The 15,851-nt window shown below is 57.3% G+C and carries 12 protein-coding genes; 1 reads left to right on the forward strand and 11 read right to left on the reverse strand.

Annotated elements, in window-relative coordinates; translation table 11 throughout:
* Positions 1-1,671 (reverse strand): patatin-like phospholipase family protein (locus tag ENI00_RS11785; protein ID WP_414674252.1); only part of this gene is annotated, 1,671 nt, incomplete at its 3' end.
* A 154-nt stretch (positions 1,672-1,825) separates the two neighbouring features.
* Positions 1,826-2,416 (reverse strand): hypothetical protein, encoded by a 591-nt coding sequence (locus ENI00_RS11790; protein WP_304102424.1) that lies wholly within the window; start codon positions 2,414-2,416, stop codon positions 1,826-1,828.
* A 225-nt stretch (positions 2,417-2,641) separates the two neighbouring features.
* Here ENI00_RS11790 and ENI00_RS11795 point away from each other — a divergent pair, with 225 nt between their 5' ends.
* Entirely contained in the window at positions 2,642-3,007 is a 366-nt protein-coding gene (locus tag ENI00_RS11795; protein WP_414674251.1) for a hypothetical protein, read from the forward strand.
* Between the two features lie 29 nt (positions 3,008-3,036).
* Here the strand turns inward: ENI00_RS11795 and ENI00_RS11800 are convergent, their stop codons facing one another.
* Genes ENI00_RS11800 through argH form a run of 9 tightly spaced genes read right to left on the reverse strand, consistent with a single transcriptional unit; the run spans position 3,037 to position 15,716 of the window.
* Entirely contained in the window at positions 3,037-5,820 is a 2,784-nt protein-coding gene (locus ENI00_RS11800; protein ID WP_304102428.1) for an ATP-binding protein, read from the reverse strand.
* 36 nt (positions 5,821-5,856) lie between these two features.
* Complete coding sequence (locus tag ENI00_RS11805) at positions 5,857-7,251, reverse strand: diguanylate cyclase (RefSeq protein WP_304102431.1); 1,395 nt, start codon at positions 7,249-7,251, stop codon at positions 5,857-5,859.
* The gene (gene xerC, locus ENI00_RS11810) at positions 7,251-8,174 is read right to left on the reverse strand and encodes a tyrosine recombinase XerC (RefSeq protein WP_304102490.1); all 924 of its coding nucleotides are present in this window, start codon (positions 8,172-8,174) and stop codon (positions 7,251-7,253) included. The genes ENI00_RS11805 and xerC overlap by 1 nt, the downstream gene beginning before the upstream one ends.
* A 52-nt stretch (positions 8,175-8,226) precedes the next feature.
* Entirely contained in the window at positions 8,227-8,973 is a 747-nt protein-coding gene (locus ENI00_RS11815; RefSeq protein WP_304102434.1) for a DUF484 family protein, read from the reverse strand.
* Positions 8,939-9,925, reverse strand: a complete 987-nt coding sequence (gene dapF, locus ENI00_RS11820; protein WP_304102437.1) for a diaminopimelate epimerase — start codon at positions 9,923-9,925, stop codon at positions 8,939-8,941. The genes ENI00_RS11815 and dapF overlap by 35 nt, the downstream gene beginning before the upstream one ends.
* On the reverse strand, positions 9,922-11,181 hold the full coding sequence (lysA, locus tag ENI00_RS11825) for a diaminopimelate decarboxylase (protein WP_304102439.1): 1,260 nt from the start codon (positions 11,179-11,181) through the stop codon (positions 9,922-9,924). Before lysA ends, dapF begins: the two co-directional genes overlap by 4 nt.
* Entirely contained in the window at positions 11,168-11,362 is a 195-nt protein-coding gene (gene lptM, locus ENI00_RS18640; protein WP_349740419.1) for an LPS translocon maturation chaperone LptM, read from the reverse strand. The genes lysA and lptM overlap by 14 nt, the downstream gene beginning before the upstream one ends.
* 52 nt (positions 11,363-11,414) lie before the next feature.
* Positions 11,415-14,294 (reverse strand): class I adenylate cyclase, encoded by a 2,880-nt coding sequence (locus ENI00_RS11830; protein WP_304102442.1) that lies wholly within the window; start codon positions 14,292-14,294, stop codon positions 11,415-11,417.
* A 12-nt stretch (positions 14,295-14,306) separates the two neighbouring features.
* A complete protein-coding gene (argH, locus tag ENI00_RS11835) occupies positions 14,307-15,716 on the reverse strand; it encodes an argininosuccinate lyase (protein ID WP_304102445.1) in 1,410 nt (469 codons plus the stop codon).
* Positions 15,717-15,851 lie beyond the last annotated feature (135 nt).

Raw genomic sequence — 15,851 nt, forward strand, 5'->3', positions numbered from 1 at the left:
CAGCAACATACCCGTTACCGAGTCGAAATGCCGGTCGGACCCAAGATCTTCCCGCTCTAACCGGCCCCGAATTCCGGCGAACGTACCGTCACGGGGGAAAAACGCGTCATCGAGAGAATCGTGCACCAACTGCAGGCTGACACTGCCTTGATGAACGGCGCCTTCGGGCGTGGCGGCCGTTCCGATCTGCTTGTCGACCGTGGCGTATCCGCGGGTGTAGGTTAACCTGGCTTCGGCGTTGCCACCGAGTTCCGTTCCCAGGGCAAGATCAGCCTGGCGAAACGCAACATCCAGCTCCGCAACCCGTTCGCCGCCCATGTTATACACGCCGAACCTGTCACGGAAATACTGAATGCCCGCCACCACAAAGCGCTCATACCCGTAATCAAGTGGCTGATACCACTGAGTGCGGATGCGGGGCTCTGTGCCAAGCTGCATGCCGGTTTGCCACTCGGCCCCAAGTTCATTCAGCTCGGTTACCCGCAAGGAAGACGCAAGATTAAAGCGAGTATCGCCGTCAAAATTATCCTCAAAGTTCAGACCAAACGACAGATAATTCGGGCCCCAACTCTTTTCCTGAACCTTAATCGTTAACCGCGTTCCATTGGGTGAAGGTGACTGGGAGTAAGACACAATTTCGTAATAGCCCAAGCCGTAAATGCGCTTGAGATCCGTTTCCAATGCGTCCACATCCAGAGGCTCGCCGACTTTCTGGCGTATTCGCTCACGAAGGAACTTGCGACCCAAACGGCGATCATGCTCAACGTCAATGCTGGCAATAAGGCCTGCACTGTAGTTGGCGGCAGCCAACCGCGATCTGTATGCCTGCCAGTCCTCATAGGATACGGCCAGATGATTCAGCGCCACCGCGTGTGTCCGGGCGCCGCTGGCGCCCAACTCAAAAAGCACCGGGGCGTTATAAAAATTTGCGGAGCTGAAACCGTCCAGGTCGGGCCGGATAAGCACATCTTGTTCACTTAGCAAAGCGAGTTGCTGGTCGGTGTTGCGCCGGGTCATGATGGTGGTTAACTGGCCGAATACAGACAACGCTTCCCGCAGTTTATCAGGGCCCATCAGCGCGTCGGTGATATCAACCGCGATAATGATGTCGGCTCCCATGTCGCGGGCGACACTCACCGGCAGATTGTTCGCAACGCCGCCATCCACCAGCAAACGGCCGTCGAGTTTGGCCGGCGCATAAACGCCGGGGATGCTCATGCTGGCGCGTATCGCTGTCGCGAGATTGCCCTTACCAAGCACCACCATATTGCCCGTTTCCAGATCAGTCGCAACCGCGCGAAAAGGAATGGGCAACCGATCGAAATCTTCAACCAGAGCGACATTACGGGTCAGCTCGTTAAGAATAAAGCCAAGATTCTGGCCGGCTATAATACCGGCGCCCAGGCGCAGGCCGTCAGAACTCACACCAAGCCCTGGCGTAAAAGGGAATCTCCATTCTCCCTGTTTTCGGCGAACAGGTTTGTATGCCCGGCCGGGGTCATCACGGAAACTTGAAAACCAATCCATGTCGATAAAGCGCTGCTCAATTTCCGCTACCGACATGCCAGAGGCATAGAGGGCGCCTACCGCAGAGCCTGCGCTGGTTCCCACCACCATATCCACGGGAATGTGCATTTCTTCCAGCACACGAAGCACGCCCACGTGGGCCATGCCTTTCGCTCCACCGCCGCTGAGCACAAGGCCAACTCGGGGCCGCTCATTCGTGGTGCTACTGGCGACCGCAGTAAACGGCGAGAGGAACGCTACAATCAGCGAAATAATTGCCAACCCCGCCGATCGCCTCAAAACCTGGCGTACCCCGTACTCATTGATTGTTTGCTTCTTCATCGATCAGAGACAGATGTGAAACGTCCGGTACGATGGCAGGCGGTTTATCCTGTTCCACGCCTAAATCACTGCCGGCCGGGCTCAGGGTCCAGTCGTCAAGGTGTTGAAACATAGGTGATTCGGCTTTTTCCGGTTCTGCCAGAGTAACGCCAACGGGATCAAGGCCCAGTGTTGATCCCGCAAGAATGCTTTCTACTTTATCGCCGGCTACCGCCAAACGATCACCTGGCTCAACACGCGAAGCGTCAGTGCGTGGCTGCGAGCCAGTGGCGCCGGAAACAAAGTTCGCAGGCGCTGGCCTGGCCGCGGTTGGCGCTGCTTTGGCAGGCGCTTGCAACTGACTTCCCGGCATGGGCTGAACGTAAGCAATCATGCCGTGTTTGCTCAGTACCGCGCAGTATTTTTCGGCCTGGGCCTCATCCAGCTTGTTCCGGATCACCACCTGGCTGCCACTGAACATCCGCTCTACCTGCTCAACACTGGCCTTGAACAACGCACGGGCATTGTTCTTTGCCGTCGCCATATCTGTGCCAGGGGAGCACTCACCCTTGAATACGAGTTGAAACATGAGCAACTCTCCTGTTGTCTGTTTTACGTCATGATAGTAGATCGCGAACCACCCGTGGAGTCGGGAGCCTCAGGAATCTCACCGCAACTGTGTGCAAACTGCAAACAATTGAAAAAAACCGGTCCGGCTACGCGCAATAGGTGAAAGACTTTGCAATAATCGACCGTAACCCAAGATTACATTCCGTTACACTTAAGCTAAAACACCCTCCGGGAAGTTGACACCATGAACACCCAGACCCTCATCCGTGCAGCCGCGCTTACGACACTGTTTGCCGTGCCAGCCGCCCAAGCCGAGAATCTGGACATTGTGATGAGCCAGGTGTTCCCCATGGACCACGCAACCTACATCGGCTTCGAGAGCGTTGAGCGTGAGGACATACCGGTGTCTGCGGCGGTTGAGCGGAAATATCTGATTGTGGACTTCCGCCTTGCCGGCGCTCAGCCCGCAACAGAGCAACTTCAGGCCAGCGTTCACAAAGTCTGCATGGCATTACTGAAAGACCGCGAACTGATTCGCAGTCTGTCGGACTCAGGCTACGATATGGTGTCTGTTGCCTTTGACCGTCGCTCCCAGTTCGACTGTCTTTAAGCCGGCTTTATCATGCATTCAACGCTGAATTAATGTTCCCGCCCCAGCAGCTTTGGAAACGCGTCCAGTGCGCTGTTAACCGCATCCAGATTAAACGCGTCAATGTCTGCCACCAACTTTTCCCCGTAACTTGTGACGGATCGGGAACGATAACGCTGCCCCCATTCCAGCACCCGCAAAGCAAACCGCCGCATCTCTTCCGGATCGCCGCTTTCGCGCACCGCCTGCCAATCATTGCCAAAGTCTGCGGTCAGCTGTTCTCTCAACCAACCCCGTTCTTGCATGCTCAGGGTTTGCGCCAGTAGCCGCTCCGATTCTTTGGTCTCGCCCTCATCTTCCGCCTGTGCATCGGTCGCATCCACTTGAGGCAAGGTCAACGTGAAAACGGATCCGTTCCCCGGCTCGCTTTCCATTTCCAGCTCTCCGCCCATCATCCGGGCCAGTTTCCGGCTGATCGCGAGCCCCAGGCCGGTGCCTCCATAGCGGCGGGTATTCTGCCCCTCTTGTTGCTCGAAGGCATCGAAGATCCGGTCGCGCTGATCAGAAGGGATACCAATACCCGAATCCTTTACTTTCACCGTAAGCCGGTAGGTCTGATGCTCTGGCGCCTTTGCTGTTTCGCCGTTGACTGCGCGAACGGTTGCCCGCACGGCGACACCACCTTCATGGGTGAATTTTATCGCGTTACCCACCAGATTGAACAACACCTGCCGGAAACGGGTTTCATCAAGCATCATGGTAATAGGCATATCGGAGCCGACACTCACCTCCAGAGTGATGCCCTGCTCCCGGGCACGCAGATCAAAGATGTGACGAACGTCGTCAAGAAGCCGCCTTACGGATACCGGCGAGTAGTCGAGCCGCATTTTCCCGGCCTCAATACGTGACAGATCCAGGATATCGTTAATCAGCATAAGCAGGCTTCGGCTGCCCGCCCGGATGGCATCCAGGTAGTTGCGTTGCTGAGGGTCGGTTACGCTGTTGCTGAGCAGATCTGAGTAACCGATCACCGCGTTCATGGGCGTTCGGATCTCATGAGACATATTCGCCAGAAACTCGCTCTTGGTTCGGCTTGCGGCTTCCGCCTCACGGGCCAGCCTTTCTGCCTCCAGCTTGGCGGTTCGCAACTCATCCTCACTCCGGCGCAGGGCATTTTCAGAGCGAATACGCTCGTCCACTTCTCGCGACAGCTTGCGGTTCCAGTAAAGGAAAATAAGCACAACCACCAGAGCGATAAGAACGACTCTGCGAACCACGGTGTAATCCATTTCCTGCTCAATATCCAGATGGATCCACCGGTTGTATATCGCCTCGGTATCGGCAAGCTCAAGGCTGCCCAACGCCTTGTTCAGGATGCGATGTAACTCGGGACTGTCTTTGCGCACCGCCAATCTCAAATCGTACTGGTAAGGCGTAATACTGGTGATGCGGAGGTTCGAAAGCCCCAATCTTGCAACGGTATAGCTGACCGCCGGAATGTGCGTCACCATGACATCGAGATCGCCGTTGGAGAGCGCTAACAGTCCCTCCTCTACCGTTGCCACAGGGTAAAGATCGAGATTCGGATGGTTAATAAGTAAGTAATCGTGAGCAGCGTGGCGATTGACGACCCCCACACGCTCGTCGCGCAACTCTCGTAAATCCCCGATAAAACGTCCATCATCCCGGATCGCCAGTGCCACCGGCACGTTCACGTAGGCACGGGTGAACAAAAATGAATCCTCTGTTCGCGGTGTGCGCGACAAACCGGGCAGTATATCCACCTCTTTTGAAACCAGGGCCTGCTCGGCAACCACACGGTCTTTCAGAATCTTTTTTTCAAACCGGGTGCCCAACTGATTTTCCAGGCGCTCGACGAGATCCGGCACCAGGCCGGTGGCGCGACCATCCTGGGCATACTCAAACGGGGGCCAATCTGACCGGTAGGCAACTTTTAGTCCCGGATGGCGTTTGAGCCACTCCATATCAGAAGCGGAGAGTTCGACACCACTCTGTTCCAGAGCCGAGAGATCCACCTCAAGCCACGACTGCCGGATAACCCGGTGCTCGCTATGGCTGATCGCTTTGATCGCCTGATCCAGAACGCGAAACACAGGCTTGCGGTTCTCATCCACCTGAAAAACAACGTCCACCGACTTCTGGTCAAGCAACACCGACAAGCCAATGCCGTTGATCATGGCAGACTGAAGATAGTCCGACACCACGGGTACCGGGCCAAGAAAAGCGTCGGCCTGGCCAGACAACACCTGACTGATGGCCTCGCCCAGGCTTTGCACAGGCACAGGGGTAAAACTCTCCACCGTATCAAGCATGGTGTACTGGTTGGGATCGCCCTCAACCACGGCTATGCGGCCATCTTCCAGATCAGACAGTGAGCGGATAGCCGCGTCGCCGGCACTGACAAACAACCCATAAGTGAGTGACATCAGCGGACTGGTAATGAGCGTTCCATCAGGCACCGGTGTGCCCGGCACTCTTGTGGTCAGAATCGCATCGGTTGGCGGCTGATTCTGCCGTGGGCCAGCGTTGGTGTCTTCATGGATAACGACCGGTTCTATCGGCAGGCCCAGCTTGTCGGAAAGCCGCGCAAGATAGTCAATATAGGTACCGGCAAGGTCGCCGTTACCGGTATCAAAGACCAGCGGCACCTGACCCGCACGCACACCAATCCTGAGGCTTTCCTGTTCACTGACCCACTGTAGATCCTTGCTGCTCAGAATCGGCGCGGGTGATGCCTGAGGTGGGTCTGCCAGCACTGTGGATGGAAACGCTAGCAACAGCCAACAAGATAGAACAAGAAGGGCGGCTTGCACTGGGTATCCTCGGGGGGTTGCTCGGCAATTCATTCTCTAACTAACGTTGACACGGTTCCGACCCTCGCCTTTGGCGGCGTAAAGCGCACGATCCGCGCGCTCAAACACCGTCTCTTCGGTATCGTCAGGGACGAAACCCGCCAGGCCTGCGGAGAAAGTAACCGTTAAGGGATCGCTCCCGAAATGAAAAGGCAGAGCACCCACATGGGCCCGGAGCTTATCCATCACAACCAGCGCATCGGCCGGCTGGGTCTCCGGAAAAAGCAGCACAAATTCTTCACCCCCGAAACGAGCAACAAAATCTGTGTTGCGCAATCGGCTTTTGATCTCCCTGGCCACCAGTTGAAGCACCCGATCGCCGGCTTTGTGACCGTATGAATCGTTCACTCGCTTGAAAAAGTCGATGTCCATAACGCCCACTGTCAACGGATACTGGTAACGCCTCCATCGATTGAACTCAAACGAAAAACGTTCCTGCCAGGCTTCCCGATTGGGCAACTGCGTAAGCAGGTCTGTCATAGCCCGCTCCCGCTCCTTGCGAACCTGCCCCTGCATCCGCTCTGAATGCGCTTCCATAATCGCCACTTTTTTCTGCACGGCCTGCAGTTGTTCGGTGAGTATTTTCTCCCGAGCCGTCTCATCAACCCGGAAACGGCCCACCGCCTGGCCGATAAATTCCAGATGACGGCCAACGGACTGTTTCAGATCGTGGAGATCGTTACTCGCTTCGACGTGCTGACCGACCCGCTCAATTTCTTCACGGATATTACGATCAAGCGTCTCTGCGGCCGCCTGACGACCAGACAGCACAGAGGTTTGCACGGAAAAATGTTCTTGAAGCACTTCAAGGCGCTCATCGAGGCGCTTGAGAAAGGCCTCGAACTCCCTTTGACTGCGGGTAACGGCGGCGACAATCAGATCTGCGACCTGATTCAGACCATCCCGGAGTTCATCCCAGTTATCGCTGGACAGCAGCGCCCTTTGTAAATTCCGGGCGCTCATCTCGGCATCTGGCTCCAGGGCGACCTGGCTAAGCAACTGACCCAACAGATGGCCAACCCGCCGGGCAATGCTGAGCCGTTGGCTTTGATTTTCGACATCGTGCGTATCGCCCGGCAGCACAGTCGCAGTCTCAGCCTTAATCGCAGGCTCGACCGAAGGCCCGGGCGCATCATCCAGCAGAGCAACCTGGCGATCGATCTGCTCCTGTAGCTCCTTCCAGCTAACCACATCAACCTTGTTCTTGCGCAGATCGGCGCGAACGCGCGCAAGCAGGCGATCCAGTTCCGGCGCCTGGCCTTCCGAGGCGAGGCTGGTGCGCACCAGCATGCGTTCCAGCACGTTGCGCTCCGCCTTCCAGTTCGCTTCTCTGTGTTCTGCAGACTCAAGCTCCTGGAAATACTTGTCTTTCCAGGATGGATCCGATGACATCAAGTGTTCCCTTCTTGTTCAGAGTTTTGGCCATCTTGGCCAGGTGAATGCCGACGACGTGCCCTGGGGTGGCTCTGATCATACACCCGGGCCAAATGCTGAAAATCAAGGTGCGTGTAGATTTGCGTGGTGGCTATGTCCGCGTGGCCCAGCAATTCCTGCACCGCGCGCAAATCTCCACTGGATTCAAGCATGTGGCTGGCAAACGAATGTCGCAGCATGTGCGGATGGAGCTTCTGGTCTGCGCCTTTGACAATCCCCCAGCGGCTCAGGCGCGCCTGAATACTGCGATGGCTAAGGCGGTCACCCCGCCGGCTTACAAACAGTGCCGTCTGTGCCTCCGGAACCATGCTGGCGCGCACAGGCAACCACCGGGACAGAGCCTCCAGCGCTTTCCGGCCCACCGGGATCAATCGGGTTTTACTGCCTTTACCCACAACTCTTGCTTCGCCGCCTCTGCAGTCAATGGCATCGATATTCAGGCTGGCCAGCTCTGCCAGACGCAGGCCAGAGGAGTACATGAGTTCAAACATGCATTGGTCGCGCACTTCCAGTGGATCATCCGTCGAAGCGTCAAGAAGGTAGTTAAGCTGATCCACGTCAGCCACGCCAGGCAGGCGCCTGCGGCTTTTGGGAGCCCGGATATCCAGTGCCGGGTTATCAATGGCCCGTCGTTCCCGCAACAGATATTGGTAAAAACGCCTGATGGCCGAAAGATGGCGGGCGATGCTGCGGCCACTGAGGCCCTCGCGGCTGAGATTCGCAACGTAACGGCGCAGATCGTAACCGGTGACCGCTCGCCATTCTGTGTTGTTCTGTTCCACGAGCCAGGTTGCAAGGCGAAACAGATCACGTTGATAGCTTTCGCAGGTTCGGGGAGAGTGACGTTTTTCAGAGGCAAGATGCCGGGCAAAATCCGCCATGTGCCCGCTCAGCTCATCGGGTAATTGAGCCGGCACGGGCACAACGGTCACCCTAGAGGGACTCCGTGGCAAGGTCTGTTACCGGGGTAGCCGAGGTGTGGCGCTGAACCATGGGGGGCAAAAGCCGGCTGAGTGTGTCACTGATGTAGCTGAGGAACAGCGATCCCATGCTTTGATCGAAGTAGCCAGGCTGACAACTGCCAACGGCGAAAACGCCCACCAGATCGTCGTGACGCAAAGGCACCAAAGCAACCGACGCAATCGGTACGTCTCGATCGGGAAACAGGAATTCACGTTCGCTTTCACTGAACTGACCACAAACCGCTTTACTGCCCTCCAGCAAACTACCGAGGCGACTTCGGGCCTCCGCAGGGCTGACAACGTGGAGTGCCCCCTGGGAACTCCCGGACACCTCCGCGTCGGTGAACAGAATCACCGAGGCGGCGTCCAGCCCGAAGTCGCCGCGGATGCTGTCATCGATGGTGGACGCCATATCAATCAGGTTGCGGGCTTCAATCACCTGCATCAGTAAGCGTTTGCTCTTCTCAAACAGGCGATCGTTGTGGCGCGCGATGGCAACCAGCTCCGTCATTTCGTGCCGTAGCGTGTCTCGCTGCTCACGGAACAGATGTACCTGTCGTTCAACCAGAGAGATTGCCCGGCCGCTGTCGTGGGGCAAGGTCAGGCTGCGCAAAAGTTCATCCTGGTCACAAAAAAAATCAGGATTCTTTCTCAGGTAGTCAGCCACCTCGTCTCGCGAGAGCTCACCGGCCTTCTGGCGGGCCGTTTGGTCTGTCATCGTGATCTCCTGGCTTTCCGGTCCGTTGTTTATGTGGGCGGCTGGGCTTTCGGCGTCGGCTGCCACCTGAGTCACCGGGCAATCTCAACTGCCCTTCAAATACGCTTGCAGCCGGTCCTTCCATCATAACAGGCGACCCCTCGCCCTGCCATTCAATGACCAGCCGCCCTCCGCGCACCTCTATTTCCACGCGGCTATCCAGCAGGCCAAGCAAACGCCCGGCTACGGCGGCCGCGCAAGCGCCGCTGCCACACGCAAGGGTTTCACCCGAACCGCGTTCATACACTCTCAGGCGGGCCTGGTTGCGGCTGACAATTTGCAGAAACCCGATATTGGCCCGCGCGGGGAATCGCGGATGGTGTTCCAGACGCGGCCCAAGGCTTGCAACCGGCGCAGTATCGACATCATCAACCAGAATGACGGCATGAGGGTTGCCCATTGACACGGCGCTGAGCTCAACTGTCTCAGAGCCTGTTTCCACCGTATACACATTTTTGCGGTGTTCGGCGACAAAGGGAATGGCGGGCGGATTCAACTCGGGCACGCCCATATTGACCATCACGACGCCGTCTTTGACCACTCGCAGTTCAATCACCCCCGCGGCTGTCTGAACCCGGATGAGTTTTTTGTTTGTCAGGCGCTGATCGCGCACGAACTTTGCGAAACATCTGGCGCCATTGCCGCACTGCTCAACCTCGGCGCCGTCGGCATTGAAGATGCGATAGCGAAAATCCACATCCGGCAAGCCCGGAGGCTCAACAACCAGCAACTGATCAAAACCAATACCAAAATTCCGATCTGCCAGTTCCCGAATCATTTCCGGGTTCAGCCGGAATGGCTGACTGATGGCATCCACCACCATAAAGTCGTTGCCCAGGCCGTGCATTTTACTGAACCGGAGCAGGGGCCCATGATTCCGGCGATGCTGGGTTACGTCCTGCCCTGCACTCATTCTGGCAAGCAGCTTTCGGGCGCAAGCTGATCTTCGAGGGTCTCACGGCGGCGAACACTGTGCACCTGATCGCCGTCAACCATCAGCTCCGGCGCACGGTTTCGGGTGTTGTAGTTTGAACTCATTACGAAGCCGTAGGCGCCCGCTGAGCGCACCGCCAGCAGATCACCAGCCCTGATGCTCAGTGGCCGGTCCTTGCCGAGAAAATCCCCGGTTTCACACACAGGGCCAACCAGGTCCCAAATCTTTTCTTCAACATCCTGACGCGCCTGTACCGGCACAATGGCCTGCCAGGCACCGTAAAGTGCCGGGCGGATCAGATCGTTCATGGCGGCATCAATAATCGCGAAGTTGCGATGTTCCGTGCACTTCAGAAATTCGACACGAGTGAGCAGTATGCCGGCGTTGGCCGCTATGGAACGACCCGGCTCGAGAATCAGCTCGAGCTTGCGGTCGCCAATACGCTCCAACAGCGCCTTGACGTACCCGGATGGCTTGGGTGGCTGCTCGTCATTGTAAGTAACGCCAAGACCGCCACCCATATCCAGGTGCCGGATATGAATGCCGTTCCCGGCCAGAGAATCAACCAGCTCGAGCACGCGATCGAGGGCATCCAGAAACGGAGAAACGGAGACAAGCTGCGATCCGATGTGGCAGTCAACGCCTTTTATATCCAGATTCGTTAGCGTTGCGGCCCGGGCATACACAGCCGGCGCTTCGGCGATATCAATTCCAAACTTGTTCTCTTTCAGGCCCGTAGAAATGTACGGATGAGTACCGGCATCAACATCCGGGTTCACCCGCAAAGAGACCGGGGCTTTCACTCCCAGCTCACCGGCCACGGCATTGAGGTGGTCCAGCTCGGTATCAGATTCTACGTTGAAGCAGCGAACGCCCGCTTCCAGAGCCAGGCGCATTTCCCATTTCTGCTTGCCCACACCGGAAAACACCACCTTGCCTGCGTCACCACCCGCGCGCAGAACCCGCTCCAACTCGCCGGCCGAGACGATGTCAAACCCGGCTCCCAGGCGGGCTAATACATTCAGCACCGCCAGATTACTGTTGGCTTTGACGGCGTAGCACACCAGGTGCTCTCGCCCCTCTCGCTCGTTCAGGGCGTCATCATAGGCTTTATAATGGCGTTCCAGTGTAGCCCGTGAATACACGTAAGCAGGCGTGCCAAAGCGCTCAGCAATCGCAGAGACGGGCACGTTTTCAGCGTAAAGCTCGCCATCACGGTAGTTAAAGTGATCCATTAGGTTCCTGATCTTGTGTCGGGGTCTGATTGGGCCTGACGGGCGCATCCGGCGTGACAACCGCATCTGGATTGTCCCGGTATAAAGGCCCTTTTTGGCCGCAGCCGCCCAGTGTGGCCACTAACATCAAAATCACCATTGGCAGTGTCCACGCGCGCATACTCGCCACCCCTGAGTTCATAATGGACAAAGTATACCTGACCCGTGGCCCGCACTGCGAGGGCCGCGAGCTATCATCCCTTGCTGGAGAATGCCTCCAACTCCTGGCTCAGGGCATCCTCCAGCAAGGTGCGATAATAGAGGTACTGGCTGGTCTGTATGTCCTGCTGATAAACCCGTGGGTCCAGATCGTGGGGTAGGTGCACATCGGTAAGATACACCGGATAGTGCTCACGGCTTTGACGCAGTGAGTGAATATAGTGCGCAACCGCCGGAATCAACTGATCTCCATATTGCAGCACCGTGAATTCCTGCTCGCCACAATACAGATCAAAGCGAACCCGGCTTCCGCCTTCCTGAACACCCACGGCTTGTAACTCAAACCCCGGCAGGGCAGCGCCCGAATCCACTTGCGGCCGGTACTCCGACCGCCAGAGCCCATCATTCACAACCATTTCATAGCACCGCACATCGGCCAACGCCCCTGGCAGATCGCTGTTGCGCAAGGTGCGTCGCTCCGTCAGATTTTCCAGAAAACGCAGCAGGGATGTCAGCAAATAGCGGCGGTTGGTGGCTTGAGGCTGCCACCCAAACAGCGAGCCACGCTCGTCGATCACCCAGATTTGCGCTCGCTCACTACGCAGCACATAAAATACCTGAATGCTGTCTGGCTCGCTGGCCTGGCAAGCTACTCGCAGCGCGGGCTCGTCGAGCAGCGCGTGGCGGTCAAAAATAACAGGCAGGTAGACATCCCGGGGCTGGGCCAGGCACTCCATGAGTGCTTCCCGGCTTTCAAGCGCAATGAATCCCGGCTCAGTACCATTAAACTCCAACAGGAAATACCGGCGACCCATTTCAATAACATAGCGCAACGGATGCGGGCCAGCACCGCCGGCAAAGAACTGGCGCAATACGTCCGCAAACAACGCCTGCACCCGTCGTGCAATAGCGCTGCCGTGCCCACGCTTGTGGCCATGTACTTCGATGTCCGGCACTGAACGGGGGTCGAGAGCAACCGATGCCAATATATTTTTCAAGCACTGAATCAGGGTATCACCGGAGGCGTAGTGCTGAAGACTGACCTCGTGCCAACTGTTGAGAGCCACCTGATCAATGGTAACCACCAGGTTCTCCCGCCCACCGCTGAAACCCAGCGCATCATGCCGTGCGCTGAGCTTGTGCAATCCGCGCTCGGTAAGATGAGACTGAGGATCAACGCCTACATTAATCAGAAGAAGATTGCGCAAGGGGCGAACACCGCGGGCGAGCGCTTCCCGTTCAGCAGGCCGCACTGGAAACGGCACAAATCCGGACAGCGCGTCCAGCATTTCCCGCACTTCGCTAATAGACGCCACGCCCTGCCCCGAGCGAACATTGAGACGAGTTGAACGTGTCAGTAAGCCGTTGCAATAACTCCAGGCCACCAGTTCTGCGAGGTTTCCGGACCGCCGGATAACAGGCTGCCAGAAAGCATCCGAAGGGGCTTCCAGATCACGGTATAGCAGCCAACCACTGCCCGCCTCACCTTGTTCTGACTGATGATGAAACGCGAGATTTTCCTCCGCCAGCGAGGGCGCCAGCCCCGGATTGACGCACTCAATTTTGCCGGCCTTGCGCTGGAACGCCGCGTAGAGCTTGCGACCGAGCAAGTTGATGTCGTTCGCGCTGATGGCAGACTGCTCACCGTGATCGCGCGCCATTTCAGACAGCAGCCGGTAACTGTGAGTCAGCTCCGACACCACCACACGGCGCAGGGAAGACACCTCCTCTGCCCGCCAGCGCTGGCGATTATCCAACACCTCAACCTGCTCAGATTGCCAGCCCCAGCCAGCCACAAGCTCTCTCAGTAACCGGGCCCTCCAGGGCTCCGCGCTTGGCTCGACCGGGGCTTCAATGCGGGTCAGCGGAAGCCCTGCTTTGATATACAAACTGCGACGCACCAAGTCAAGCCGCACCTCGGCTTCTGACTCTGTCAGCCACCGCTCAAGGCGCTGGTAGAGCATGATGTACGGGTCCAGAATATCCACATCCGTTGTGCCATTAAACACGGCCTGCTTGAACACCCGGGACAAAACCGGTTGATCCTGCGTTTTGGCGTAGCATTCGATAAGCAGCAGTTTGAGAATAGACTTCCAGGGCGCGTCAATGCCCTTGTAGAGTTGCCACACACCGGCGCCAAGAAATTCGCTGGCCGGTATGGCCGGCACCGCGCCGAAATCGATGTATTCGTCGGCGCGTATGAAGCGGTAGTCCACCAGCTTGTTTACACATTCCCGGTAACGGCCTTCCAACTCCGAGGGGATGAGCCACCACAGCGGATAGCACCCTCCCAGGTGAATGCCTGTTCGATAAAATTCATCCAGCAGCAAATAGTGCTGGGCGCTACCGCAGTTTTCACCAGTGACTTCTACACGCTGCCGCCCTGTCCGCCAGTCGGCCGCACAGAACACAAACACGTGCAGCTCAATGCCAAAAGTAGATGCCCACTCCGTCAGCTTCTGCGCCTTACGCTCAAGGCGCAGGACACCCGCTTCCGGAAGGTCGTCCCGGTGACACAGCCAGACATCCAGATCACTGGCAACCGAATGCCCGAGCGAGCCGGGGCTGCCCATCAGAAACAGCGCTTCCAGATCAGCCCGGCGCTTGCCTTCATCGCGCATACTGAAGGTGCGAGCCAAACGCCGGGCAGCACTCCTGGTTGCGGAGTCGGGCAGGTAATGGCTTAAGCCATAAGGGCAGTCGGCATCCGAATAGCCGGGCAAAGCCGGATGATTGGTGTGAAACACCAGCGGCAGCACTTCCAGCACAGCCTGTTGTCGATAAGTCAGCGCCGAGTGCGCCCTCTCCCAGCGCTGGCCATTAACCAATAAAAACCTGTCCCGCAGACGGCGCAGGGTTTTGCGGTCTATGCCCTCATCAAAATCCAGGGCGATCGGTAGGGCATGGGCAGTCAAGACAGCTCCGGATCATTCCAATTGCTTGCGCGCACGGGCGACAGCCGCCCGCACTTGAGCAGGGGCAGTTCCACCCAGGTGATCCCGGGCCTGGACCGAACCTTCCAGGGTCAGCACGTCAAACACATCGTCGCCGATGGTGTCGGAGAAACGCGTCAGCTCTTCCAGCGTCATATCCGAAAGGTCCCGCTCTTCGGCAACGCCGAACGCCACGGCTTTGCCCACCACTTCATGGGCGTCCCGGAACGGCATGCCTTTTTTGACCAGGTAGTCCGCCAGATCCGTCGCGGTTGAGAAACCGCGCTTGGCGGCCACGCGCATATTGTCGGCTTTCGCCCGAATAGCCGGCACCATGTCGGCGTAGGCTTTCAGGCACCCTTTGATTGTATCGACGGTATCAAACAGCGGCTCTTTGTCTTCCTGATTGTCCTTGTTGTACGCCAACGGCTGGCTTTTCATCAGCGTGAGCAGGCACATCAGGTGGCCCGTCACCCGGCCGGTTTTGCCCCGGACAAGCTCAGGCACATCGGGGTTCTTTTTCTGGGGCATGATGGACGAGCCGGTGCAGAAGCGATCTGGCAGATCAATAAAATCAAACTGAGCGGAGGCCCACAACACCAATTCCTCGCTGAAGCGCGACATATGTGTCATCAGCAAGGCTGCAAAACTGCAGAATTCGATGGCAAAATCCCGGTCACTGACGGAGTCCAGGGAATTTTCGGAGGGGCGATCAAAACCCAACAGCCGCGCGGTCATGGCCCGGTCGATGGGGTAAGTTGTGCCGGCCAGAGCCGCCGCGCCCAACGGCATTACGTTTACCCGCTTGCGGCAGTCCTGCAGACGTTCACCGTCTCGTATCAGCATTTCATACCAGGCCAGAAGATGGTGCCCGAACGTAACCGGCTGCGCGGTCTGCAGATGGGTAAAACCCGGCATGATGGTATCGGCTTCGCGCTCGGCCAGGTCCAGCAGGCCAGCTTGCAGGCGCCGCAGTTCCTCGGCGATCACATCAATCTCGTCCCGTAGATACAAGCGAATATCCGTAGCCACCTGGTCGTTACGGCTGCGACCGGTGTGCAGCTTCTTGCCAGTGATGCCAATGCGCCTGGTCAACTGGGCTTCTATGTTCATGTGAACGTCTTCAAGGCTCACAGACCACTCGAAGCGCCCAGCTTCAATGTCTTGCTTTACCTCGCTGAGGCCACCGAGGATGCTGTCACGCTCTTCCACGGTAAGTACGCCAACCTCGGCAAGCATGGTCGCATGGGCGATGGAGCCAGTGATATCGTGATGATACAAACGCTGATCAAACCCGACGGATGCCGTGAAGCGTTCCACGAATGCGTCTGTCGGCTCACTGAAACGTCCGCCCCAGGGTTTTTCAGAAGTTGTGGCCTGGTCAGATTTTTTCTGCTCCGTCATGGTCTATCTTTCCTGCTGGCAGCCCGGCATTATCTCGCGGGGACTGAGTATATTGAAGGTACATTGAACGTGGCGGGAGTATAGCATTCTGACCCGTACAAAAGAGACTCCCCCAAACGGGGACAAAGCGATCAT

The sequence above is a fragment of the Marinobacter antarcticus genome, from assembly GCF_011049865.1.
Classification (GTDB): Bacteria; Pseudomonadota; Gammaproteobacteria; order Pseudomonadales; family Oleiphilaceae; genus Marinobacter; species Marinobacter antarcticus_A.

Excerpts from the sequence above, each read along its gene's own strand:
- xerC (WP_304102490.1), bottom strand. The coding sequence starts at position 8,174 with ATGGCGGATTTTGCCCGGCATCTTGCCTCTGAAAAACGTCACTCTCCC.
- dapF (WP_304102437.1), bottom strand. The coding sequence starts at position 9,925 with ATGAGTGCAGGGCAGGACGTAACCCAGCATCGCCGGAATCATGGGCCC.
- ENI00_RS11815 (WP_304102434.1), bottom strand. The coding sequence starts at position 8,973 with ATGACAGACCAAACGGCCCGCCAGAAGGCCGGTGAGCTCTCGCGAGAC.
- ENI00_RS11795 (WP_414674251.1), top strand. The coding sequence starts at position 2,642 with ATGAACACCCAGACCCTCATCCGTGCAGCCGCGCTTACGACACTGTTT.
- lysA (WP_304102439.1), bottom strand. The coding sequence starts at position 11,181 with ATGGATCACTTTAACTACCGTGATGGCGAGCTTTACGCTGAAAACGTG.
- lptM (WP_349740419.1), bottom strand. The coding sequence starts at position 11,362 with ATGAACTCAGGGGTGGCGAGTATGCGCGCGTGGACACTGCCAATGGTG.
- argH (WP_304102445.1), bottom strand. The coding sequence starts at position 15,716 with ATGACGGAGCAGAAAAAATCTGACCAGGCCACAACTTCTGAAAAACCC.
- ENI00_RS11790 (WP_304102424.1), bottom strand. The coding sequence starts at position 2,416 with ATGTTTCAACTCGTATTCAAGGGTGAGTGCTCCCCTGGCACAGATATG.
- ENI00_RS11805 (WP_304102431.1), bottom strand. The coding sequence starts at position 7,251 with ATGTCATCGGATCCATCCTGGAAAGACAAGTATTTCCAGGAGCTTGAG.